19 protein-coding genes and 1 pseudogene are annotated in these 24,261 nt (G+C 36.7%); 5 read left to right on the plus strand and 15 right to left on the minus strand.

The features are described 5' to 3' along the window. Positions 1 to 2: 2 nt before the first annotated feature. From IOC57_RS07080 to IOC57_RS07105, 6 genes are all read right to left on the minus strand, one after another. Positions 3 to 809 (minus strand): ABC transporter ATP-binding protein, encoded by an 807-nt coding sequence (locus tag IOC57_RS07080; RefSeq protein ID WP_207438049.1) that lies wholly within the window; start codon positions 807 to 809, stop codon positions 3 to 5. Continuing rightward, positions 775 to 1,656: a nickel/cobalt ABC transporter permease gene (gene opp1C / locus IOC57_RS07085; protein ID WP_207438050.1), complete on the minus strand. Its 882-nt coding sequence runs from the start codon at positions 1,654 to 1,656 to the stop codon at positions 775 to 777. The genes IOC57_RS07080 and opp1C overlap by 35 nt, the downstream gene beginning before the upstream one ends. Before the next feature lies 1 nt (position 1,657). Then, complete coding sequence (gene opp1B / locus IOC57_RS07090; RefSeq protein ID WP_207438051.1) at positions 1,658 to 2,587, minus strand: nickel/cobalt ABC transporter permease; 930 nt, start codon at positions 2,585 to 2,587, stop codon at positions 1,658 to 1,660. Between the two features lie 94 nt (positions 2,588 to 2,681). Further along, positions 2,682 to 4,286, minus strand: coding sequence for a nickel ABC transporter substrate-binding protein (nikA, locus tag IOC57_RS07095; RefSeq protein WP_207438052.1), 1,605 nt, complete (start codon positions 4,284 to 4,286; stop codon positions 2,682 to 2,684). Positions 4,287 to 4,897: 611 nt separating this feature from the next. After that, on the minus strand, positions 4,898 to 6,484 hold the full coding sequence (nikA, locus tag IOC57_RS07100; protein ID WP_207438053.1) for a nickel ABC transporter substrate-binding protein: 1,587 nt from the start codon (positions 6,482 to 6,484) through the stop codon (positions 4,898 to 4,900). Positions 6,485 to 6,541: 57 nt separating this feature from the next. Beyond that, positions 6,542 to 7,057, minus strand: a complete 516-nt coding sequence (locus tag IOC57_RS07105) for a GNAT family N-acetyltransferase (RefSeq protein ID WP_309487681.1) — start codon at positions 7,055 to 7,057, stop codon at positions 6,542 to 6,544. A gap of 476 nt (positions 7,058 to 7,533) precedes the next feature. Between IOC57_RS07105 and IOC57_RS07110 the strand changes: the two genes are divergently transcribed. Further along, on the plus strand, positions 7,534 to 8,187 hold the full coding sequence (locus IOC57_RS07110; RefSeq protein WP_286184591.1) for an excalibur calcium-binding domain-containing protein: 654 nt from the start codon (positions 7,534 to 7,536) through the stop codon (positions 8,185 to 8,187). Positions 8,188 to 8,617: 430 nt separating this feature from the next. Here the strand turns inward: IOC57_RS07110 and IOC57_RS07115 are convergent, their stop codons facing one another. Then, on the minus strand, positions 8,618 to 10,669 hold the full coding sequence (locus IOC57_RS07115; protein ID WP_207438055.1) for a helix-turn-helix domain-containing protein: 2,052 nt from the start codon (positions 10,667 to 10,669) through the stop codon (positions 8,618 to 8,620). Between the two features lie 135 nt (positions 10,670 to 10,804). Between IOC57_RS07115 and IOC57_RS07120 the strand changes: the two genes are divergently transcribed. Then, entirely contained in the window at positions 10,805 to 12,034 is a 1,230-nt protein-coding gene (locus tag IOC57_RS07120) for an MFS transporter (RefSeq protein ID WP_207438056.1), read from the plus strand. 12 nt (positions 12,035 to 12,046) lie between these two features. Next, positions 12,047 to 13,501 carry a M20 family metallopeptidase gene (locus tag IOC57_RS07125; RefSeq protein WP_286184592.1) on the plus strand — a complete coding sequence of 485 codons (1,455 nt, stop codon included), beginning with the start codon at positions 12,047 to 12,049 and terminating at the stop codon, positions 13,499 to 13,501. A gap of 271 nt (positions 13,502 to 13,772) precedes the next feature. Here IOC57_RS07125 and IOC57_RS07130 read toward each other — a convergent pair whose 3' ends face one another. Then, entirely contained in the window at positions 13,773 to 13,916 is a 144-nt protein-coding gene (locus tag IOC57_RS07130; protein ID WP_207438107.1) for a hypothetical protein, read from the minus strand. Between the two features lie 540 nt (positions 13,917 to 14,456). On the opposite strand from IOC57_RS07130, the gene IOC57_RS07135 reads away from it, so the two are divergent. Then, positions 14,457 to 15,161, plus strand: a complete 705-nt coding sequence (locus IOC57_RS07135) for an IS6 family transposase (RefSeq protein WP_207438058.1) — start codon at positions 14,457 to 14,459, stop codon at positions 15,159 to 15,161. Positions 15,162 to 15,283: 122 nt separating this feature from the next. On the opposite strand, the gene IOC57_RS07140 is transcribed toward IOC57_RS07135, so the two are convergent. Continuing rightward, complete coding sequence (locus IOC57_RS07140) at positions 15,284 to 16,144, minus strand: class II fructose-bisphosphate aldolase (protein ID WP_207438059.1); 861 nt, start codon at positions 16,142 to 16,144, stop codon at positions 15,284 to 15,286. Positions 16,145 to 16,513: 369 nt separating this feature from the next. Here IOC57_RS07140 and IOC57_RS07145 point away from each other — a divergent pair, with 369 nt between their 5' ends. Next, complete coding sequence (locus tag IOC57_RS07145; protein WP_286184593.1) at positions 16,514 to 17,107, plus strand: YczE/YyaS/YitT family protein; 594 nt, start codon at positions 16,514 to 16,516, stop codon at positions 17,105 to 17,107. Between the two features lie 715 nt (positions 17,108 to 17,822). Here IOC57_RS07145 and ystJ read toward each other — a convergent pair. The 6 genes and pseudogenes from ystJ to IOC57_RS07175 all read right to left on the minus strand — a co-directional run bounded on the left by ystJ (position 17,823) and on the right by IOC57_RS07175 (position 24,216). Next, a complete protein-coding gene (gene ystJ / locus IOC57_RS07150) occupies positions 17,823 to 19,073 on the minus strand; it encodes an NADP-dependent malic enzyme (RefSeq protein ID WP_207438101.1) in 1,251 nt (416 codons plus the stop codon). Positions 19,074 to 19,157: 84 nt separating this feature from the next. Next, positions 19,158 to 19,639 (minus strand): annotated as a pseudogene (locus tag IOC57_RS07155) (beta/alpha barrel domain-containing protein); the annotation flags it as partial. A 58-nt stretch (positions 19,640 to 19,697) separates the two neighbouring features. Next, complete coding sequence (gene rpiB, locus IOC57_RS07160) at positions 19,698 to 20,150, minus strand: ribose 5-phosphate isomerase B (protein WP_207438061.1); 453 nt, start codon at positions 20,148 to 20,150, stop codon at positions 19,698 to 19,700. 43 nt (positions 20,151 to 20,193) lie between these two features. Next, the gene (gene tkt, locus IOC57_RS07165; RefSeq protein ID WP_207438062.1) at positions 20,194 to 22,203 is read right to left on the minus strand and encodes a transketolase; all 2,010 of its coding nucleotides are present in this window, start codon (positions 22,201 to 22,203) and stop codon (positions 20,194 to 20,196) included. Between the two features lie 205 nt (positions 22,204 to 22,408). Further along, a complete protein-coding gene (locus IOC57_RS07170) occupies positions 22,409 to 23,362 on the minus strand; it encodes a transketolase family protein (RefSeq protein ID WP_207438063.1) in 954 nt (317 codons plus the stop codon). A 2-nt stretch (positions 23,363 to 23,364) separates the two neighbouring features. Then, the gene (locus IOC57_RS07175) at positions 23,365 to 24,216 is read right to left on the minus strand and encodes a transketolase (protein WP_207438064.1); all 852 of its coding nucleotides are present in this window, start codon (positions 24,214 to 24,216) and stop codon (positions 23,365 to 23,367) included. Between the last annotated feature and the right edge of the window lie 45 nt (positions 24,217 to 24,261).

Consider the following 24,261-nt stretch of genomic DNA (forward strand, 5'->3'; position numbering starts at 1 on the left):
ATTCACCTCCTTGCCATAGATTGCTGAAACGGCTCTGCCAAACTAACGCGTGTATTTATTAAATACTTTGTAAATTCATGTTTTGGAGTGGAAAATAACACTTCTGCTTTTCCTGATTCTACTATTTCTCCATTTCTCATTACGAGTAACTCATCAGCCAAATATTGAACGACCCCTAAATCATGGGAAATAAAGATAATGGATGTACCTGTTATTTCACGTAGCAATTTGAATTGCTCCACCACTTCCCTTTGATTAATGGAATCTAGGGCGGTAGTGGGCTCATCAGCAATGATTATATCCGGTTCCATCATTATCACTATAGATATCATTACTCTTTGTAGCATTCCTCCTGAAAGTTGATGTGGATATTTTTTCAATACCTGCTCAGGTTCATGTATATGTACCCGATGAAGTGCAACTTCCGCCATTTCTTTAGCTTTCTTCTTTTTTATTTCCAAAATTCCACAAAACGTTTCGATCATGTGTTTTCCAATAGTATCTAATGGATTAAAAGCAGTCATCGCATCTTGAAGAATCATACAGATTCTTTGACCACGAATTTTTTTCAATACTTTGTTTGGCTGTCCAATTAGATTCATTCCATCAAATATAGCTTCCCCTCTCACATCTAACCATGGAGAAGTTAATCCAAGGATAGCTTTGGCCGTCAAGGATTTCCCACTTCCACTTTCTCCAACTATTCCTAGGCAAACATTTTTTTTAAGAGAAAAGTTTAGATTACGGACAATATCAATTCCTTCTCGGGCATCACTAACTGACAACCTTTTTATTTCTAATAAAGACATTCACCTGGCCCCCTTTCCTCTTTTTGGATATTTTAGGATTAATAGCCGAATGTAAACTATCACCAAGGAAATTAAATGCTGCAACGATAATTAAAATTGCAAATCCTGGTGCGAGCATATGGGTCGGATGCGTAATCATTACGTTCTTCGCCTCATTTAACATCATTCCCCATTCTGGAGTTGGTGCCTGTACCCCTAATCCTAAAAAGGAAAGTGCAGATATATTTAAAATAACCCACCCTGTATCTAGTGTGGCGAATACTGACACTTCGCCTGATACACCAGGAAATAAATGTTTCTTCATGATATGCCCGGTGCTACAACCGGACACTTTGGCAAAGCGGATGTAGTTTTTGTCTGTATATTGAATTACTACAGAACGAATCATACGAGTATACCAAGCCCACTTGGCAATGATGTTCGCGATTACCACATTTAATAATCCGGGGCCAAGTACTCCGACAATCGCTAAAATCATAACTTCTGCTGGGAAGGACAGCATTATATCACAAATTCTCATAATGAACTCGTCCACCTTCCCACGAAAAAACCCCGCCATTATTCCGAGTATCGTTCCAATCGTTATGGTAATGACAGTCGTAACTAGAGCATAAAAGATGGTCGTGCGAATTCCGTATAAAAGCCTAGATAAAATGCATCTGCCTAATTGGTCAGTACCCAAAGGGTGCGTTTGACTAATGCCTGCATATTTTTGAAGGACATTCATTTCTAGCGGATTATGTGGTGCAAGAATTGGAGCACAGATTCCAGCTGTTATAAAAAAGAGAATGATAGTTAAACAAAACATAGCCATTTTATCAGTCTTCAAACGATTCCAAACATGCATACTATAATTCCTTTCTCATCCGTGGATCAATTACGGTATTTAGGATATCAACCAAAAGATTACACACTACGAACATAACACCCATAATCAAGATATATGCTTGAATAATCGGAAAATCCGAATTAAAGATAGCCGTGACGCATAACCGTCCAATACCTGGCCATGCAAAAATATTTTCCACAATAACGGTCCCTGCAATTAATTTAGGTATGGACATACCTAAAGCAGTCAATGAAATCTGAAGAGAATTTCTAAAGACCTTTTTAATTATCGTTCGTTCCTTTAAGCCACGAACTCTAGCATAAAGAACAAAATTTTCGTTTTTATTCTTAATCATGTTATTTCTTATAAGACGGACATAAGTTGAAATAAAGCCTAGAGAAAGTGTAATAGCAGGGAGAACAACGGAAGATGGCTTTTCCATACCACTTGTGTCAAACCAATTTAGTTTGACTGAGAATAGCCATATAAGGAGGATTCCAATCCAAAAGCTCGGCATAGCCGTGCTAATAAATACTATTGCACGCATCACTTTATCAAAGATGCTACCTTCATAGATCGTACATAATATACTAATGAAAATACTTACCGAGATAATTATTACTAGAGCTACTGCAGCAAGCTGTAACGTTGCGGGCAAAGCCATTGCTATTTGATTGGAAACTGGTTCATGCGTTACATAACTAATTCCGAAATCTCCTTGAAGACTATTTACAAGCCACGAAAAATATCTAACAAAATATGGTTTATCAAGACCTAGTGAGAGCCTCATTGCCTCAATCATTTCATCAGTGGGTGTTACTTGATTCACTCTTAGTGCAATTTCAGCAGGGTCACTTGCTCTTAAATTAATCAATACAAAAGCTAAGAAAGAGATGCCAAGAATAATGGGTATGATTGCAAGTACTCGCTTTAATAAATACAGGCTCAAAACTTTTTCTCCTAACTTGGATTACTAGTATATAATCCCCAGCTTACTTCATAAAGAAAGTATAGAGTGGGGATTTTTCATCTGAAAAACTATTTCATTTACTAAAATGCATTTTTTCAAAGGGAATTTCATACTGAGAAACGTTAAAACCAACGCCTTTTAATCCCTTTGCATGTACAGCTTTTGTCACTGAGTAAGTTAACGGTATATAAACATTCTCATCATGTATATACGTTAATATTTCTTTATACATTTTTTTACGATTATCTTCCTTTTGTTCTATCATAATGTCAGAAATGGTATGATCCAACCACTTCTTTTTTTTCAACCCTAATTGAGCTTGATAATCCGCATGTGAAGGAACACGCCATGACGATACATAAGTTTGAGGGTCATAAGGTAATCCCCAAGAAAGAGAATACATTAAATCAAAATCACCAGTTTTCTGTCGATCAAAATATGCTTGTTTTTCTTCCCCAACAATCTTAAGACTAACACCTACCTGTTTTAAATCATTCTGCATGGATTGACTAATTGTCCGTTCTTGAGCATTATCGGAGTTATAGTAAATAGTGACTTCTAACATCTTTCCATCCTTATAACGATATCCATCTTTTCCTATTTCCCAACCAGCTTCTGTTAACAATTTATTTGCTTTATCCTTACTATACTTTTGCGCTTTTAAGTCAACATCAGCATATGGAACTGTTGGGGAAAGAAGAGTATCTGCCACATGTTCAGCACCGTTAAGTATGCCATCAGCAATAACTTGTTTATTTATAGCCTTTTGAAAAGCTTCACGAACCTTTGGGTCATTGACAATTGGCTTTTTGGAATTAAGAACAATAGCCCTTGATCCAACAGGATGACTAACCACTGTCTTATATTTACCTTGTTCTGTTAGTATTTTGAATGAATCGCTATCGATCATATCTCCATCTGAACCGAAAAGAAGATCAATTTCGCCTTTCTCAAGGGCTAAAAGTATCGTTTGGTGATCAGGCATTACCTTCCACTTAATAGATTTAATTTTGGGTTTATCTCCCCAATAATCCTCATTCTCTGTAAATATAGCATACTGGTTTTCTTTATGTTCTTTTAAAACGTAAGGGCCAGTGCCTGCATATCCATTTACTCCATTAGCCGTCGTTCCGTCAATAAAACTTTTAGGAGAAATAAATCTGAATGGTCGAGTTAACCCTAGTTCCTCAAGTGTAGGATAATATGCATTTTTTAGAGTTAATTGAAAAGTGTGCTCATCAATAGCTTTTGTTTCTTTAATTTCCGCCACAAGATTCAACCATGAGTTTTTTTCAATGTTTTTTAAGACAGCGTCTATATTTTTCTTAACAGCTTCTGCATTAAAAGGCTCACCATCAGTAAAAGTGACTCCTTCTTTAAGATGAAATGTATAGATTAACCCATTCTCCGAAATATCCCAGCTTTCCGCTAAGGCAGGCTTTATCCCGCCATCCGTATTAATTACCAAGGATTCAAAAACCATATTTTGCGCTGGCATTTCTCCAGTATATAAATGAGGATTAATATCGCGGATGTCTTTTGTACTCGCAAAAACCAGTTCATCATTTGATACGTCATTTGAAGCAGTATCAACTTTTTCATTTTTACTGGAACAAGCTGAGAGTAAAAATAAAGTCAGTATCGTTAGAATTAAAGAATAAGCTGTAATTTTTTTCATAGTTTAATTATCCTTTTTCACATATTTTCATTCACATTCCAAATTATTTACATTTACATAAGTGAAATCTCTATATCCCTCTCTCCTTCAACGTTAATAAATCGAAACCATTTCGTTTTCCGTTGGATTTTAGTGCACAAATCGATATTATTACGATTTAAATCCTAACATACAAGCTTCTTTGTTTCAATATTTATTTCCAGTTTAAAAATACCTTCAAAAAAATCACAATATTTGATTATCACTGAAATGAGAGTAGAAAAGGCTACTACTGCTATCCTCCAAGAAAACGTGGATACAATATAGAAGTAAAAGGAAAATATTCATCAAATTTATACTGCAGGAGTAAAGATAGTTTCATCATCACAATAGTCCAAGCTTGGAAATGTTTTCTAATACTTAACAGCTACTAAAACAAAAAATCGAAGTGCAACTTCTACAGGATCACTGGAACTTAGACTAATCATAATGAAAGAAATCAATGATATACCTATCAGTAACGGTATCATACTCAAAGATCTTTTAAGGAGGTAATTTTTCATTTATCCACTTCAAATCTCCCAAGATCATTGAAAAGACAGATATGTGGATCTGTCTTTTCAATGATTAATTTAGTTTTCGAAATACATTTTTTCAAAAGGTACCTCGTATTGAGAAACGTTAAATGTAACACCTTTTAACTTAGGAATATGAACAGCCTTCGTACGTGAATAAGTGAGCGGAATATATACACTTTCGTTATGAATATACGTCAAAATGTCTGCATACATTTCCTTACGTTTTTCTTCATTAGCCTCGATCATAACTGCTGTAATTGTATCATCTAACCATTCTTTCTTATCTAATCCTATTTGCGCTTGATAATCACCATGAGCCGGTATTCTCCAGGATGATAAATAAGATTGAGGGTCATATGGTGTTCCCCAAGATAATGAATACATTAAATCAAAGTCTCCTGTTTTTTGGCGATCCAAAAACGCCTGTTTTTCCTCACCGATTATTTTGAGACTAACACCGACATTTTTTAGATCATTTTGCATGTATTCACTGATGGTTTTTTCTTGAGCATTATCTGAATTATAGTTAATGGAGACCTCTAGTTTTTCCCCCTCCTTATAGCGATATTGATCACCTGCTAATTTCCAGCCAGCTTCTTCAAACAAATCATTTGATTTATCAGGATCAAATGATTTTTTTTCTAAACCCAAATCGCTATAAGGTACGGTAGAAGATAGTAGCATATCTGCCACAGTTTCAGATCCATTTAGAATATCATTGGCAATTGTTTTTTTATCAATTGCAAATTGAAAGGCCTCTCGAACTTTACGTTCCCCTGTAATTCCCTTATTTGAATTTAATAATATCGCACGAGATGCGATCGGCTGGCTTATCTCTGTTTTGTATTTCCCTTGATTTTCTAAGGCTTTGTACGAATCAATATCAATCATGTCTCCGTCAGCTCCGAAAATAAGATCAACCTCTCCTTTTTCAAGAGCAAGTAGAATTGTTTGATGATCAGGCATAACCTTCCACTTTATCGAATGAACTTTCGGTTTTTCCCCCCAATAATTTTTATTAGCTGTAAAAACGGCATATTGTTCATTTTTATGTTCAGATAAAACCCATGGACCTGTTCCAGCATAGCTTTTCACTCTGTTCTTCGTTTGTCCATCTATGAAAGACTTTGGAGAAATAAAGCGGAACGGACGAGTAAGGCCTAATTCCGTTAAAGTCGGGTAATAGGGATGCTTTAATACTAGTTTATATGTATATTCATCTACTACCACATTTTCTTTTATCTCATTTACCATATCCAACCAAGCGTGACGCTCTATATTTTCTAAAATAGCATCCATATTCAATTTAACAGCTTCAGCGTTAAATGGTTCTCCATCTGAGAATGTAACTCCCTCTCTTAAATGAAAGGTATACTCTAATCCGTCCTCTGAAATCTCCCAACTTTCAGCTAAAGCAGGTTTGACTCCATCCTCTGTATTCAAAACAAGGGATTCGAAAACCATGTATTGTGCAGCCATCTCTCCACTGTATAAATGTGGATTAATATCACGTATGTCCTTTGTACTAGCATATACAATCTCATCACGTTTACTATTTTCACTTTGGGATCCACTTTTCCCCTGACAACCTGTTGTTAAAATAAAGCATAGTATGAAGATAAGTATTGTATTTTTCTTCACTGCTGTAACTCCTTAACGTTTTAAAAAAACTTTTTTATTTCTACAAATCTATAAAAATCATAAATTCCTATCCATATGTACGGTTTTCCAAATTGCATCTTCTTCAGCTAATCTAATCTCAAACCCTTGATTTTCCCAAAATGATATAGCACCAGGCAAAAATGGGTGTGTATGTAAATAAAGATTCTGATATCCAGCATCCATACTGAACTTTAACGCTTTCTTAAATAATGTTGTTCCAATTCCTAAGCGCCTATACTTCGAATCTATGTAGCATTTTACAATTTCTGCGGTATGAGTATGGTTGTAAACATCTATTAATTGATCAAATCTTCCATCGTAAGGATAAATTCCGATTGTACCGATCAAAGTCCCATCATGAATACGCGCTGCATAAACCGTAGAGTTTCCCCGTTGAATATAGTGCTTTTTAAAGTGAAGTAAGTCAGGTGGAAGTTTATCCTGAGATAGCATTGGAAAAATTTCTTTTCGTATTCTCATCATAAACTCCAATGCCTGACAAATGTCATCTTCTTCAACTTTACTAATTATATATTGGTGTTGTTTACTCACTCTTATCACACCTCCTTTTTATGTTCACTTATATTTAAATACAACGGGAACGAATGGGTATTTTATTAATGGAAGTCCCCCTTTTCAAGGTGTAGAGAGAACCTCGAGTAACACGAAATATTACTGATTACTACTGAAGTACGGACCTCTATTATTACTATAACCAAAAAAATTCATTATTCAAACATTTGTTTAACATTTAATAAAAGCTGTAAGTAATAATTGGCCATATAAAGGATGGTTTCAATGGAAGTATTGTGTAAGCAGATGTGCCATTCATTATTTAGAAAATAATTACATTTAAAAAGGAAGTTGAACCTTTTTGTAGAATAATAGATATATACTACCAGGAAGGAAGGTATAAAAATAAAATAAGAACCTGTTTATTTCAGAACTTAAAGGAATTAATACTAGTTTTATCTATAAAATATAAATCTTAGTGTTTAGCAATGATTATATTTAAAGGAGTATTAGTTATGAATGTCATCGCATTATTAGGTTTTCTCGCTATTATATATTCACTTTTTCACCTCATTCACCATTTTATTAAACAGGTGAAGCACAAAGAAAGAGCACTATCTAAGAAGATTTTTTATTTTTCTCTCATTGGCGGATTAATATTTTTTATTGTTGGAATATCGTTTTTGGATACAGGAGCCCAAGCTAAACTTGATGATAAAATAAAACAAAATACAAAATTAACAGCCGATAATAAACATTTAAAATTAGAAAATAAGAAGCTTGAAAAACAAATTACTGATCTTGAGTCCGATATTAAAGAAACCGCTTCTAATATTACAGAATATGAAAATAATTTAAATTCATTGGAAGAAGAAAAAAAGGCTTTCTCATCAGAAAAAGATTCATTAAATAAACAGATAAGTGATCTAACAATTAAAAATACAAGTTTGCAAAACAAAGTGGACAGTTTGAATACTCAATTGGAAGATACCTCTACCGCTAAAGCAAATACAAATCAACCAACTGCTTCTACATCGTCAGGAGAAAGGGAAGATTTCGCAAACTGCACAGATTTACGAGGTACATATCCAAACGGCGTTCCAGCTGGACACCCTGCTTATGTACCAAGTATGGATCGAGATAAAGACAACTATGCTTGTGAAAAGTAATAAAATAGGCTTTATTTTTTAATATCCCCAATTTGTAGACAAAAAGGGTTCGGAATGTTCTCATTCCGAACCTTTTTGATTTTTTATTGGATTTGAAGCAGATATAGAGAATAGTGATTTTTCGGATGTTATTCAGGCCATTTCTAGCCCTTCAAAAGTCCTGTTGCTATCTTCTTTACATTCATGGCAGAGACAGAAAAAGAAGATCTATTTAAAATGGTTGGAGTTTGGCAGGACCTGCAAGCTGTTGCCAGCCATAATTCAAGTGAACACTTTACCTCGTCTGTTGCTAAAACGAGAGCTTTCTTAAGTGCCCCATTAGGTGTTGAAGGATTTGAAGGTGCTATCATTGAACTCCTAGTTCTTAAAGATACAGATAATTTAATTTTTTTTGGAGATCTTTTTAACATATTGAGTGCTTATCAAGCTGTCAAGTTAGGGAGACGATTGAATTTCTTAAATAACAGGCAAGTTGAATTTTTAAAATGTCTTCCGGATTCGAAAAGGAAATTTGAAGCTTTTCTTCGATCCTTTTTAGCCTTTGATATAAAGTATTAACGTGGATATGCAAAAGTTTGGCTGTTTGTGTAGCTTGACGGTCGTTTTCCATATAGGCAAGCAGGGTTTGTTCTAAATCCAAAGTACCATCTTTATCAGATTGGAGGGGATTAAAAACTTCATTTACAAAAGAGTTCAGGTCATCAATGGGTTGGTGAATAAAAAGGTGATTTATGCCAATATCCTGATAACTCACGATACTTTTAAGCTGCCTCGAGATAAGAAAAGAAAGGGCTTTATCCGCTTCGGAGTAACTTTTTGCTATATTATCGATACTTGGATAAGAAGTACCAATCCCTATTTTTAGCGATTCTTCATGCACATTAATCCAGTTGGAATGAATAAGCTCTAGTTTCTTTTTTATATAATCATGATCTGCATAGTTATTAAATTGGCATACCAACGTCACTTTATTTCCATAACCAAAAACGATTGAAACAAATATTCCTAATTTTTTTTTAATTTGGGCAATTAGTTTGTGCATTTGCATATTAAGAAAATGAAAATCTGCATGAGGATGTAGGTGGATTACGATTGCCATATAATAGGAATGGTGATCGATTCTAAGCTCAACGGCCTTCTTTCGTATCAGGTTATATTCTCCGCTCTGAATAAAATCATTAAATAGATCATTTGTTTTTTGATAAAAAGAATCCACTAATGTTTGTTTTCTGATAATCTCTAATGCAATCACTGAACTTGCCTGTTCAATAATCATTTTGTTTAAAGGAAAAAGATCATCTTCCTCCATTTCTACGGCCATTATTCCAATCGGAACATCAATAGCAATAATAGGGTGAATATACAATGACTGACTATTATAAGTCTCAGTGAAAAAAGATTGAGTTTGTAATTTTGTATTTATTTTTATCAGCTCTGAAGGAAGCTCCATTTTCCATAGGCTTGGACTAGAATATAATTGCTCATCTGTTAAGTCTACTATCATTAATGGATGGTTTATCATCTTTTTTATTTCATTTGCGATCTTTTGTAAACCTTTACTTTGAAGAGACAGTTTTATTAAAGAATTGTGTATGGTATCTCGTTGAATTAAAAGGTCATTTTGTTTTTTGAGATTTTGGTATAGCCTCGAATTTCTTAATACAATAGAAACCTGATCAGAAAAACTTTCTAACAGTTGCTGATCTTCTTTCGTTAAAAGAGGATAAGGACCATTTTGGTAGACGATCAATACACATAAAGTACTCTCTTCAATCTTTATTGGAACTGAAATAATGGATTTCAAATCGTCAAATTTAACAGAGTTATACAGATGAAAAAGATTATCTGGTGAAATATTAGAGGATTCTGAAAGAATTCCCTCTACATTTGTAAGAATAAAAGATTTATTATCTTTAAATGTTTTCCCGATAATTCCCTCCCCAACCTTCATCCTCATTTTTCTAATTTCTTCGTTAGGACCGCCCGTCCAAGCTTTAGGAAAAAGCACGTCTAAACTTGGTTCGTACATCCATAGAACTCCCATATCTGCTGCAGGTATAACAGATAAGGCGTTTTCTAATATTTTTTTTAACAAGTCATCTAAATTTTCGAGTAAGGATATATCACGAATGCTGTCCATCATTTTATTCCTAATATATTTTTCTCTATCTAGCATTACTTGCAAGTAATATAAATCGATTATCGGTTTAAGTTTTTGCATACTGTCAATTTTTAAAACGGATGATTTACTGAGCCTGAAGACAATGGTTGTATGATTGGCATAATGATGGTAAATATCGGTGAAATTTTCATAGGTGCGTATATTTTCATTGAAAAATCCTCCTGGTGCGGGAGTTTCTTTGTCAAAATGATGAGATAAAACAAGTGAAAAATCTAATCCTTTTAGACTTTGCCACAGCTGAAAATGAGAAAGGCAACAGTCATCCATTAAAAATTGTTTAATTTTCATCAGTGTATCCATTTTTTACAACCCCCAAAGGAATATGTAGACCTCAACATAGTTTATGTAATTATTATATAGAAACACACATTGTTTGAATAGTTAGAATTTTTTATACTTATATAGAGTTCAACAAATTTCGCTAGGAGGAACTATATGGTATCCAAATTGTCGCAGAATTGGAAGTATGTCATTATCATCTTGCTATTTTTAGGGTGGTCAATTGGAAATTTTGATCGATTTTTTATGAATTATGCGATTTTAGGTATTTCAAAGGATCTCCATTTAAGTGCCTCTCAGACAGGCATTGTTTTAAGCAGCTTTTTTGCAGGTTATGCCTTAATGCAAATTCCCGGTGGGTGGCTCGCAGATCGTTTCGGTTTCCGAAAAATCATTATCATGGCTGTTTTTGCTTGGTCCGTTTTTACGATTTTGTCAGGAATGGCATGGTCCTTCATGTCCTTAATCCTCATTCGATTTCTATTTGGACTTGGGGAAGGCAGCTTTTTTCCATCTGCGTCAAAAGGTATTGCGAGTTGGTTTCCACAAAATGAACGGAGCCGTGCCATGTCCTTCATGCTCACTTCTGGGACAATTATGGGGGTAATAACACCAATAATTGGTACCCAATCCATGCAAAGTATCGGTTGGAGAACGATCTTTTTTATAGCGGGTGCCATTGGTATTATATTTGCCTTGCTATATGTATTTTTCCTAAAAGAACGGAAAGATTCAACTGTAGGAAAAAGTGAATACCATTCCAAAAATAAAGCGCCATTAAGAGAAGTTTTAAAAACTCCGATTATCTGGAATTTATTCATTGCCTATTTTGCCATTTATGCAGTGCAATGGGGATTAATGGCGTGGATGCCAACTTATTTAGTAGAGGAACGCCATCTCGACTTAACATCAGTTGGGTATATTTCGGCTATTCCAGCGTTTGCGGGAATTATTGCAATGATTGTAAGCGGCTATATTTTGGATAAATTACCTGAAGGGAAAGATAAGGTACTTGCAGCCGTATTTGCAGTATTTACGGCGGTTTTTCTATATTTAATGGCTTATGCGCCAAACATAGCAATGTTTACTGTCTATCAAAGTGTTGTTACTGTATTCATGTCTTTTAATATTATTCTGATCATCTCAGCTCCATTAAAAATGCTATCTGAAGAGGTTGTAGGAACTGCAAATGGGTTCATTAATACTGGTGCACAATTCGCTGGTGTCCTTACTCCGATGTTAATAGGATTTTTAGTCGATGCTTTTGACGGTTCTTATACAGTTGCTTTTATTATGTTGATTATGTTTGCTCTATTGTGTGCTGGATCTTTATTTTTAATTCGCTCTAAGAAACAGGTTCCTTCTTTCAAAAAAAATGCAATTTAGGAGATGGAAAAATTGACTACTCTATCTGAAAAAATTACAAATTTAATAGAAAATAAACGCACCTTGTATACACAGCTAAGTGATCAAATATGGGAGTTTGCAGAAACCAGATTTGAGGAATTCCGTTCAGCTGATTTGCTTAGCGAAGCAATGGAAAAGGAAGGCTTTGCCGTAAAAAAGGGAATTGCAAGTCTTGAAACAGGCTTTATCGCCTCATATGGATCTGGTCATCCTGTCATTGCGATTCTTGGGGAATATGATGCCTTGGCGGGGCTAAGCCAACAAGCACGCAGCAGTACATCTGAGCCCATTATTAAAAATGGAAATGGTCATGGCTGCGGGCATAATTTGCTGGGAGTAGGTTCCTTAGCGGCAGCTATTGCGGTTAAGGATTATTTGAAAGAACATAAGCTTGTTGGAACAGTACAATATTTCGGCTGTCCAGCAGAAGAAAGTGGATACGGGAAAACCTTTATGGCAAGAGACGGTCTTTTTAAAGATGTTGATGCTGCCTTCTCATGGCATCCTGCAACAATGAATACTGTTATGAACTCCACTGCCAATGCGGTCATCCATGCACACTTTAAATTTAAAGGGAGAAGTGCCCATGCCGCTGCAGCACCACATTTAGGAAGAAGTGCCTTAGATGCAGTCGAACTTATGAACGTTGGAGTCAATTATATGAGAGAACACATGATTGATGAAGCTCGGATTCATTATGCTGTAACCAATACAGGAGGATTGGCTCCAAACGTCGTTCAGGCTGATGCGGAAGTGACATACTTAATCCGTGCACCGAAACCAGATCAAGTAAAAGAGCTTTATGACAGGGTAGTAAAATGTTCCCGAGGTGCGGCACTTATGACGGAAACTAAGGTTGATTTTGAAATTCAAGGTTCCTGCCATAATTTAATTCCTAATCTGACCCTTGAAAAAGTGATGCACCAATATATGCAGGAAATAGGAGCTCCTCTTGCTACTGAACAAGATTTAAACTATGCAAAAACAATCTATGAAACGTTGACTGACGAGGAGAAGCGTACGGCAGCTTTACAAGTTGGGAAACAGGAAGCTTCACAATTAGCAGAACGACCCATTGCCGACTTTATCTTACCTTTTTCTGAAAAAGAAACATTTATGGGGGGTTCTACAGATGTTGCCGATATTAGCTGGAATGTTCCAACAGCACAATGTGTTACTTCCACCTGGGCGTTTGGAACACCATTTCATACTTGGCAGGCTGTCGCGCAAGGTAAAGAAAGCTATGCCCATGATGCCATGTTATTAGCTGGAAAAGCAATGGCATGTACCGCTATTTCGGCTCTTGAAAACCCAGAATTACTTGATAATGCTAAAAAAGAGTTAGCTGAAAGGCTCGGCGGGGAAACTTATACATCCTTAATCCCAAAAGAGCTTACACCTCCGAAAAATAAACAAGAGGGTATCAAACAAAAATTGTTCAATTGATAGTTTGATAAAGAAAAAATAAAAATATCATTTAGATGCATTACGGTGAACCAACCATAAGTAAAGGCACTTTTTGAAAATAAGCCTACTCGAGATTTGTTCTCGAGTAGGCTTATTCCAAATATTATCAAATGACTAAAATAATGTTTCCAACTATTCCCCCCCTTTTAATTCAATTCATCTTACTTAGATTTTAATAGTGGGTAATCAAGCCTTTGCTATCTCCACCGTAAAATGCTGTGCGACCTGGTTTATTTAATTGTGCACCCGTTTATACTTGTTCAACAAAGTCTGGATTAGCTAATGCCCATGCTCCTACAGGATCGACATCTATATCAGGAATAACATCAACACTACCTGCAAAAACTGTTGTGTCATTACCTTCATAGAATACTTCGTTAGCTTCTCTATCCATAGAGAACATATTGAAATTTCAAAATTTGTAGGCTCAATAAATGCGGTAAAAATCCAACAAATCTATTTCAGAAAAAATAGTTGTATGTAATGATATTTTTAAGGTTACTTACTAACAAATCTGAATGTTTCTCAAGGTTATCTTTAATAGAATCAATATAATTATCGACTGTTAACATATTTTATGGTCTCCTTTTTTAATGCCTTATTCAAACAAATGCACCTGCTATTCTGAAGTCACTAAGTTAAATTTTGCTTACGGAATCCATATCTATATAAACCTAGAAAGAAAGGATACATTATGATAAGCGTGAAAGCTGTAACGAAAATCATTCCCCCTACTCCAAGTTCTGGATCATAAAGCACATCCAACATTGTGTATGCTAGCACTTCAATTACAGTTATTATAAACACGAATTTCCAGAATGACTTTGATAATAATTGTTTGGGTTCTGGTGCAAGAACTTCAAGACAATTGCAATTAATCTCTAAATCTTGGACATACTTATACTATTAATCTTAAAAAAGGTGTGTGATCGGTATGAAAAAAGAAGATTTGTTCAAATGGAAGCACTATCAGTCTGACATTATTTTGTTAACAGTACGATGGTACCTTTGGTACAACTTAAGTTTTCGTGATTTGGTGGAAATGATGGAGGAGCGTGGCTTATCCATGGCTCATACAACGATTATGCGTTGGGTTCATCTATATGGACCTCAATTAGATAAAAGAGTACGTCGTCATCTTAAGCCAACAAATGACTCTTGGAGAGTCGATGAAACGTATATCAAAGTAAAAGGTCAATGGATGTATTTATATCGTGCAGTCGATTCAGAAGGGAATACCATAGATTTTTATCTAAGTGAATCAAGAAATAAACAAGCAGCCAAGTGCTTTTTCAAGAAAGCCTTGGCTACTTCTCATGTTTGTAAACCTCGCGTCATAACAGTGGATAAAAATCCAGCCTATCCTGTAGCGATTCAAGAGTTAAAAGAAGAGAAACGAATGCCTGAAGGCATACAAATAAGGCAAGTTAAATATCTCAATAATATGGTAGAACAGGATCATCGTTTTATAAAGAGGCGAGTTCGTTCCATGTTAGGATTGAAATCATTTCGTACAGCTACTTACATACTGAGTGGCATAGAAGCCATGCATATGATTAAAAAGAAGCAGGTTCATGGGGTGAAGTCTGTCCAAAATCAAAAAGAATTCATCCATAAATTGTTTGGATTAGCTTCATAAGTTAGCAATGTAAGGAAACCACACTCTATGTTTCTAACGAGTGATTTTTGCACCAAAACCTAATTTTGTAGGTAGTCATATTCTGTAACTCCTCCTCTAATAAAGTTTGAGCTCTACTGATTTTATACTGCTTTTCCAGATGAGCCAAATTCTTCCATTTTCCCAATCACCGTAGCTTTGATCGCATCTCTTCCCGGGCCCATAAATTTCCGCGGATCATATACTTCAGAATCCGTGTTTAAAACTTCCCGGGCTGCTTTTGTAAAAGCAATTTGATTTTCTGTATTTACATTTATTTTAGCCGTTCCTAGCTTAATTGATTTTCGGATATGCTCTGTTGGAATCCCTGTTCCACCATGAAGTACCAGCGGAAGTCCAATTGTTGTGCAAATTTGCTCCATTTCATTGAATCCTAAGTTCGGTTCTCCTTTATACGGCCCATGCACCGAACCTAAGGCAGGGGCAAGACAGTCAATTCCGGTTCGCTTTACAAGTTCCTCACATTCCAATGGATCAGCATAGATCACACCTTCGGCTACAACATCATCTTCTTGGCCACCTACGGTTCCTAACTCTGCTTCGACAGACACTCCCCGAGCATGTGCATATTCCACTACTTGCTGCGTAATTTTTACATTCTCCTCAAAAGGGAAATGTGATGCGTCAATCATTACAGAAGAAAATCCAGCATCGATTGCTGCTTTACACTTCCCAAAGCTAGATCCATGATCCAAATGAATAGCTACTGGCACTGTAATGTTCATCTCATTAATTAATGAATTAACAATGGCTGTTACAACCGTAAAACCGCCTATGTAACGTGCTGCTCCTTCAGAAACGCCGAGGATAACAGGAGATTTTTCTTCTTCGGCAGCACTTAAAATTGCCTGGGTCCATTCTAAATTGTTTATATTAAATTGTCCTACTGCATATCCTTCACTTAATGCTTTGTTTAACATGTCTTTCATTGAAACGATTCCCATTGGTCTGTTTCCTCCTAAATTCGCTATAGAATGCATTTCTCATTAACAAACTTATTTACCGAATTTTGTTTCTTATTATAAATTACAAGGTTAAGCGGTTTACCATTTTCGTAAAAAGAACTATAATTAATATAGTATTTTTCATGATTTTTTAAATTTCTCACTGTATAATCCGCGTTTTTGTTAGTATATAAAAAGAGATCAAAATTATTTTTTAGTTTTTAGTTAAGCGCTTTACCAATAATTCTATATGATTAGTTTAGAATAATCAATATTTTTTGATAATTTCAATAAAATATTCTTCTTGATTTTAACCGAAAGACGGAAGGAACTATAAAAGGAAAAGGTGATACCATGAGAATAAGACTAATGATTTATATAACTGGATTAGCAATTACAGCTTTTGGAATTGCCCTCATCGTCCGGTCTATCGTAGGGGCTGGCCCTTGGGATTCTGTAGCAGTGGGTTTAAAAATACATTTTGGTTTAACAATCGGAATGTGGTCAATTATTTCTCAAGTTTTTCTTATTCTACTTACAGCAATTGTAGAAAAAGCGAGGGTTAGAATCGAATCTGTTTTTGTTATTGTGATTCGTAGCTGGTTTTTAGATTTTTGGTACTACGTTGCGCTGGCAAACCTTAATGTCTCTCATTCTCTTGTCCTTCAATGGTTTATTTTTGCACTTGGTGTATTTACAGTTGGTATTGGGATTTCTATTTATATGGAGGCAAAATTTCCAAGTTCTCCAATTGACGGGTTAATGATTGCTTTGAGTAAACGATTTAATCTGAGTATTATTAGTTCAAGGCTGTTTATTGAGTCAAGCGGTTTATTTATAGGTTATTTGCTTGGAGGTCCAGTAGGTATAGGTACAATTATAGTCGCACTTACACTCGGATTAATTATACAAACATCAAATCGTTTATTAAGGAAATATTTGCTGAAACCTCAAGCGGGCTAATCGATTTATAGGATGTTTTTTTAAAAAAACATTATAAGTTATTGCTTTCTATATTGTGATAGAAAAACCATCTGACCTGACTAACAGTCAGGTCAGATGGTTTCTGTGAAATGAAGTGTATGATTCATTACCACTTTTGTAAATATCTATATCTGCGCTCGCTTTTGTCACAATTTCCTCTAGTATAAAAATTATCAACGCTACATCTTTACCAATAAGCCAGCCCAATGCTTTTGCCCTTGGCCTAAAGCATACTGACCATTCAACTTTTCTTCCTTTATTTTCTCAAGTTCAATAGGCATTTAATGAAAAAACTAAAGTAATTAAACGAGTCATGAATAAACAGAAAAAACAGTTTATTACCGCTGCTTTTTCTGTAAAATACATAAACTTTATTAAAAGTATCATCTTCTTTTAATTGTGCCCGGAAAAACTGTTGACACGCTTTTCACTTTATTATTGTTAATTGTCCTTCTTGCACCGACAGAAATGTATTGTAATGAGCCATTAATATTTTCTATTTCAAACATGGGAGCCCATTCAGAAACCTTTGCCTTCAACAATACGCTTTTTATTAAAAATCCCATATGATGGACTCGTTACCAGCACTAGATTTAGCAACTCTGCATTGTTAATTCCCACTTAATCATAAAACGACGCATCCGCCTCATTTGAAATTTCGAATTATTGTTTTTGTTTTAGACTCTAATTTTCTTCAATATTCCCCGACTCGTTCTTTCGCATTTCCCATAACTAAAAGACGATACTTAATGTCCGAAGGATCTATAGTCTTTTGAGCAACTCCTGTTTCAATCGCTGCAGCAGCAACTGCTGAGGCGACGTATGCTGCAACTCTTGGATCGAAAGGATCTGGAATAACGTAGTCTGGATGTAAATTGGTTTCAGAAATTAGGTTAGCGATAGCATGGACTGCAACTATCTTCATTTCTTCATTGATCTCTGTTGCCCTAACATCCAAGGCGCCTCGAAAAATCCCTGGAAAAGCCAACACATTATTTACTTGGTTAGGAAAGTCCGAGCGTCCAGTACCAACAACAAGCGCACCGGCTTCCTTCGCTTCGGCAGGCATAATCTCGGGAACAGGGTTGGCCATAGCAAATATGATAGGATCTTTTTTCATTGAACGAATCATCTCTTGTGTTACGGCACCTGCTGCCGATACGCCGATAAATACATCAGCACCTTCAAGAGCATCTGATAGTAAACCGGTTTTCCCTTCTATATTTGTTATGAAGGACAGCTCTTCTTTAAACTCATTCATACCCTCTGAACGTCCTTTATGGATAATCCCTTTTGTATCGCAAAGCAAAATATCCTTTACTTCCATACGAAGCAGCAATTTTACAATAGCGACCCCAGCCGAGCCGGCACCATTAATGACTACGCGAATTTCATTCATTTTTTTGTCTGCAAGCTTCAGTGCATTAAGAAGCCCAGCAACAGTGACAATTGCCGTGCCATGCTGGTCATCGTGAAAAACAGGGATATTACATGACTCCTTTAAGCGCTGCTCAATTTCAAAACATTGAGGGGCTGCAATATCCTCTAGATTCACTCCCCCAAATGTAGGTTCTAACAGTTCAACCGACCTCACCAATTCATCAGTGTCTTGGGTATCTAAGCAAATTGGGAAAGCATCCACGTCCGCAAATGATTTAAACAGAATAGCTTTTCCTTCCATAACAGGCAACGCAGCCTTAGGCCCGATGTTCCCAAGTCCCAATACTGCAGTTCCGTTAGACACGACTGCAACCATATTGCTTTTCATCGTGTAGTCGTAAACTTTGTTCTCATTTTCAAATATTTCCAAGCATGGTTCTGCTACTCCTGGCGAATAGGCAAGGCTCAGGTCGTGGCCGTCATTAACCGACACCTTGGAGTACACACCCAGCTTTCCTTGTTTTTCTTTATGCATTCTCAATGATTCTTCTTTTAAATTAAACATGTTTTCTTCCTCTCTGCCCTCAATATGTTTTTTTTGTATTAAAAGCATATCTGTCAAATTTTCATAAGCTTCTAAAAGTCTTTCAATTGCTGACTTTCGATTATCCGCATTATAAATGGCTGAGCCGGCTACAAGCACATTTGCGCCTGCTTCTATGCAAGCCTGATCAATTTGCAAATTATCACAGCCATCACCTTCAATCTCAACTACATACCAACATTCATTAATTCGTTTCGCTAATTGATGAATGTTTGGAATAAAACATATTTTCAATATACGCCTGTCAGTCGAATTCTAGGTGGACTGTCCTATTCCATACAATGTCCGCTTCGTCTGTAAATGAAGTTAAAAATCCGGATTTTCAATCATCAATTGGACATCTAAAGTCAAACCGGTAACAGAACTTATGGATTCTACAATGAGGAGTGGAGGGCGATATTAGGAACAAAAAGACCATCCATGGCACCAACAAGAATATAAGGAGCTCCACCTAATTCTACTTCTTTGATTTCATTTGCTGGCCGAGAAAGATCTGTTGACGATATAGAAGGCGCAATTTCAACCAATGTACTATACGCTCCTGTTTTCTTCTGAAAAATGGTCTATTAGAGGTTTCCGTGTTATTTATCTTTTAATATGTGCATCTTCAAATAAAGATATTTTCCCGATGCGATTAGCATGTCTTCCTCCCTCAAACTCTGTACGCAGCCACACTTCAGCAATCTCCCTGGCCAATCCAGGCCCTATCGCACGTTCACCCATTGCGAGAACATTTGTATCGTTATGCTGCCTTGTTGCTTTAGCGCTGAATGTATCATGTACAAGAGCACAGCGAATTCCTTTCACTTTATTAGCTGCAATGCTCATTCCAATTCCTGTTCCACAAATTAATATCCCACGGTCTGCTTCACCATTTACAACCATTTCGGATACAGGAACAGCATAATCCGGATAATCAACAGATGTTTCACAGTCACATCCTAAATCCACATAATCAATCTTCATGTCATTTAATAGCGAGATGACCTCTTTACGAATCGTTATACCTCCGTGATCTGAAGCAATTGCCACTTTCATTTTTATCCTCCTCATTTAATCATAGAAAGGGTGATTTGATTTACTAAATTAACTCTTTAAATGTTTTTACAATGTTTTCGACTGTAAAGCCGAATTCTTCCATTAGTCTTTGTGCAGGTGCAGAGGCTCCGTATTGGTCAATGGTAATGCTAGCCCCTTTTTCACCGATATATTCCCTCCAGCCAAATGAAACACCCATTTCAATGGCAAGGCGCGCTTTTATATGACTTGGAAGGATCATGTTTTTATAATCAGCTGACTGTTTTTCAAAGCGATCCCAGCTTGGCATACTGATAACCGTTACAAAAATGCCTTCCCTCTCAAGCTCTTTTTGAGCTGTAATAGCGAGTGACACTTCTGAACCAGAAGCCAGCAGCAATCCCTGCACCTCATTTTTTGCTTTCGAAACAATGTATGCACCCTTGTCCACACCCTCAGCGATTAACCTTTGATCATTTTCAAGTACCGGAAGTGCCTGTCGAGTTAACAATAAAGCTGTAGGCGTATTGACGCTTTCAATAGCTAATTGCCAAGCGGCAGCTGCTTCTTTTGCATCTGCCGGACGAATTACAGATAAGTTAGGAATTGTGCGCAAAGAGGCAAGCTGCTCGACTGGCTCATGGGTCGGTCCATCTTCACCAACAGCAATGCTATCATGAGTGAAAACATATGTGACCGGCAGTTTCATAAGCGCTGCAAGCCGTATAGCTGGCTTTAAGTAATCCGAAAAAACAAGAAAGGTTGCTCCGAATACTTTTACTCCTCCATACAACGACATACCATTCATTACGGCAGCCATTGCAAATTCCCGTACTCCAAACCAAATATTTCTGAACTCATATCCATCTGCTCCGAAATTCTTCTCCGAGAAAATGAGCGTTTTATTTGGCCCTGCAAGGTCCGCCGAACCTCCAATTAACTGTGGAATTGCTTTCGCTAAAGCATTCAATGTCTGCCCGGAAGCATCGCGGGTAGCCATTTTTTCACCTGCCGTAAAACAAGGAATTGATTTTATCCACTGTTCTGGAATTTTTCCAGCTAGCACATCTTCAAGGTTTTTCGCCAGCTCAGGATATTCTCGTTTGTACTCTTCATAAAGATCATTCCACTCTTTCTCTTTCTCACGGCCCTTTTCTGCTAGTTCCTTAAAATGACCTCTTACACTTTCTGGTACTGAAAATGGTTCTTCATATGCCCACTTGTACTCTTTTTTCGTTAGTAATGTCTCTTCTACACCAAGAGGCGCACCATGACAATCTGATTTGCCTGATTTATTAGGGGATCCAAACCCGATTGTCGTTTTGATTTCGATTAATGTTGGACGCTCCAAGTCTGATTTTGCTTCCTTTAGTGCTTTATCAATCGCAGCATCATCATCGTTATTATCGACAATTATCACTTGCCAGCCATAGGCCTTAAATCGATCTTTCACACTTTCTGAAAACGAAAGATTTAAATCACCATCAAGCGAAACATCATTTGAATCATATAAAACAATTAGGCGGCCAAGTTTTAAATGACCTGCAAGGGACGCAGCTTCTGCAGTGACCCCTTCCATCATGTCGCCATCACCACACAAGCTGTAGGTATAGTGGTCTATTACTTCATAGCCTGTCTTATTATACTTAGTAGCTAAATGACGTTCTGTCATAGCCATCCCTACAGCCATGGCAATTCCTTGTCCAAGTGGGCCAGTTGTCGCCTCTACACCCGGAGTGTGTCCTACTTCTGGATGGCCGGGAGTTTTACTTCCCCATTGACGAAAATTTTTCAAATCCTCAATTGAAACGTCATATTCAAATAAATGGAGCATGCTGTATAGTAAAGCCGATCCATGACCTGCAGCTAAAATAAATCGATCTCGGTTTATCCATTTAGGATTATAAGGATTATGATTCATTTCATTGGCCCAAAGTGCATAAGCCATTGGAGCAGCACCCATAGGCATTCCAGGATGACCGGATTTTGCTTGCTCGATTGCATCAATCGAAAGCGTACGGATGGTATTGATCGCTAACTCTTTAGTAGAAGTCTTTGATAAATCGACAACCATATTTTCACCTCATTTAAGATATTAAGAAATATTCTTTGAAGATTTTGTGGCTTTGCATTTGTTAAACCAAAATGTTCTTCCAAACAGGGAAAGCGCTTAATCAATATTAGATATAAAATACTATATCATTTTAAAGAACCACTACATATATGTAAATAAAATTGAAGTTTAGCAACGCTAAACTTCAATTTTATTTTTAGTGCTTTTATTTTCTTTCTAATACGTTTTTAGCAGCCTTTACGATATGGCCTGCTGAAACTTCATATTTTTCAAGCAGTTCATTATTTCCAGCAGACTCAGAATTACGGTCTTTTACTCCAACACGCTGCATTGGTACTGGTGTTTCTTCAACTAAAACTTCAGCAACCGCACTGCCAAGCCCACCGTAAATGCTATGTTCTTCAGCAGTAACTATGACACCAGTCTTTTGAGCAGCTTTAATGATAGCTTCTTTATCTAATGGCTTAATAGTAGATATGTGTAATACCGCAGCTGAAATTCCATCTGCTTGTAATATTTCGGCCGCTTCAAGAGCCCTGCTTGTTTCCGTACCAGTGGATATAATCGTGACATCCGTACCCTCTTTAAGGGGAACAGCTTTTCCAAGTTCAAACTCGTAATCTTCATCGAAGATAATCGGATAATTATCACGAGCAAGGCGGATGTAAACCGGCCCATCATATTTATGTGCCCATCTCATCATTTTTTCTACTTCTACAGCATCCGCTGGGGCCAAAACAGTCATATGTGCAAGGCTTCTAAAAATGGCGATATCTTCAAGCGCTTGGTGGGTTTTACCTGTCAGACCAGTGAGAAGCCCACTATATGCACCGACCATTTTCACATTTAAGTTAGGTTGTGCAATTTGCACCTGAATTTGGTCAATAGCCCGTTTGCAAAGAAACGCGGCAAATGTAGTAGCCCATGGCTGTAAGCCCGTGGTGGCTAAACCAGCCGCTACACTCATCATATTTTGTTCTGCAATACCCATTTGTAGAAACTTAGATGGATTTTTTATTGCCACTGTATCGACTTTTGTAGAATTCGCCAAATCACCATCAATTGCATATACTGCCGGATCTTCCATTGAAAGCTTTAAAATCGTATCCCCGAACGTATCTCGCATTGATACACTTTTCTTTACTTTAACTTCTGTCATTTTTATACCCCCACTTCAAGTTCTTTAATAGCTGAGCTTAGTTCCTCGTCAGTTGGAACCCGTGAATGCCATAAGTAAGCATTTTCCATAAAACTTACTCCTTTTCCTTTAACTGTATTTGCAATAATAATTGTCGGTTTGCCGCTCGTTTGTTTTGCTTCGTCAAAAGCCTGTTTAATTTCCGTAAAATCGTGACCATCACATGTAATGACGTTCCATCCGAATGCTTCCCATCTTTTTTCAGGGTTAATAACAGGAACTTCACGGACTGTTTCTTTTCCGTCCCAGCCGAATTGCTGCAGCTTATTGTAATCCATAATGACTACCAGATTATCTAGCTCGTATTTTGAAGCAATGTCTGCCGCTTCCCATACTTGCCCCTCTTGAGATTCTCCATCTCCAATCATGCAATACGTACGAAATGCTTTATTTTGAAGTTTGGCACCTAGCGCCATACCTACTGCAGCTGATATACCTTGTCCAAGAGATCCAGTAGACATGTCAAGCCCTGGCAGTGCTGTCATATCGGGATGACCCTGCAAACGAGAATCGATAGAATCAAATGTGTTTAATTCTTCAATAGGACAATATCCTTTTACAGCTAACACTGAATATAAACCAATAGCCGAGTGACCTTTGGAAAGGACAAAACGATCTCTGTTTTCAGCATGCGGATCTTGCGGATCTACTTTCATTTCATTAAAATAAAGGCTTACCAGCAAGTCTACTGCTGACATTGGGCCTCCCACATGCCCTGCTCCGGCGTGATGAACTGTTTTGATGATTAAGCTTCTTGCCTCAGCCGCCTGTCTCTTCAGCGATGTTAACTCTTCATGACTTAATTGTGTTTTCATGCGAACTCCTCCAAATAATTATTTTTGGTTAAGCGCTTATCCAAT

It is taken from the genome of Bacillus sp. SD075 (assembly GCF_017355165.1).
GTDB lineage: Bacteria > Bacillota > Bacilli > Bacillales > DSM-1321 > Peribacillus.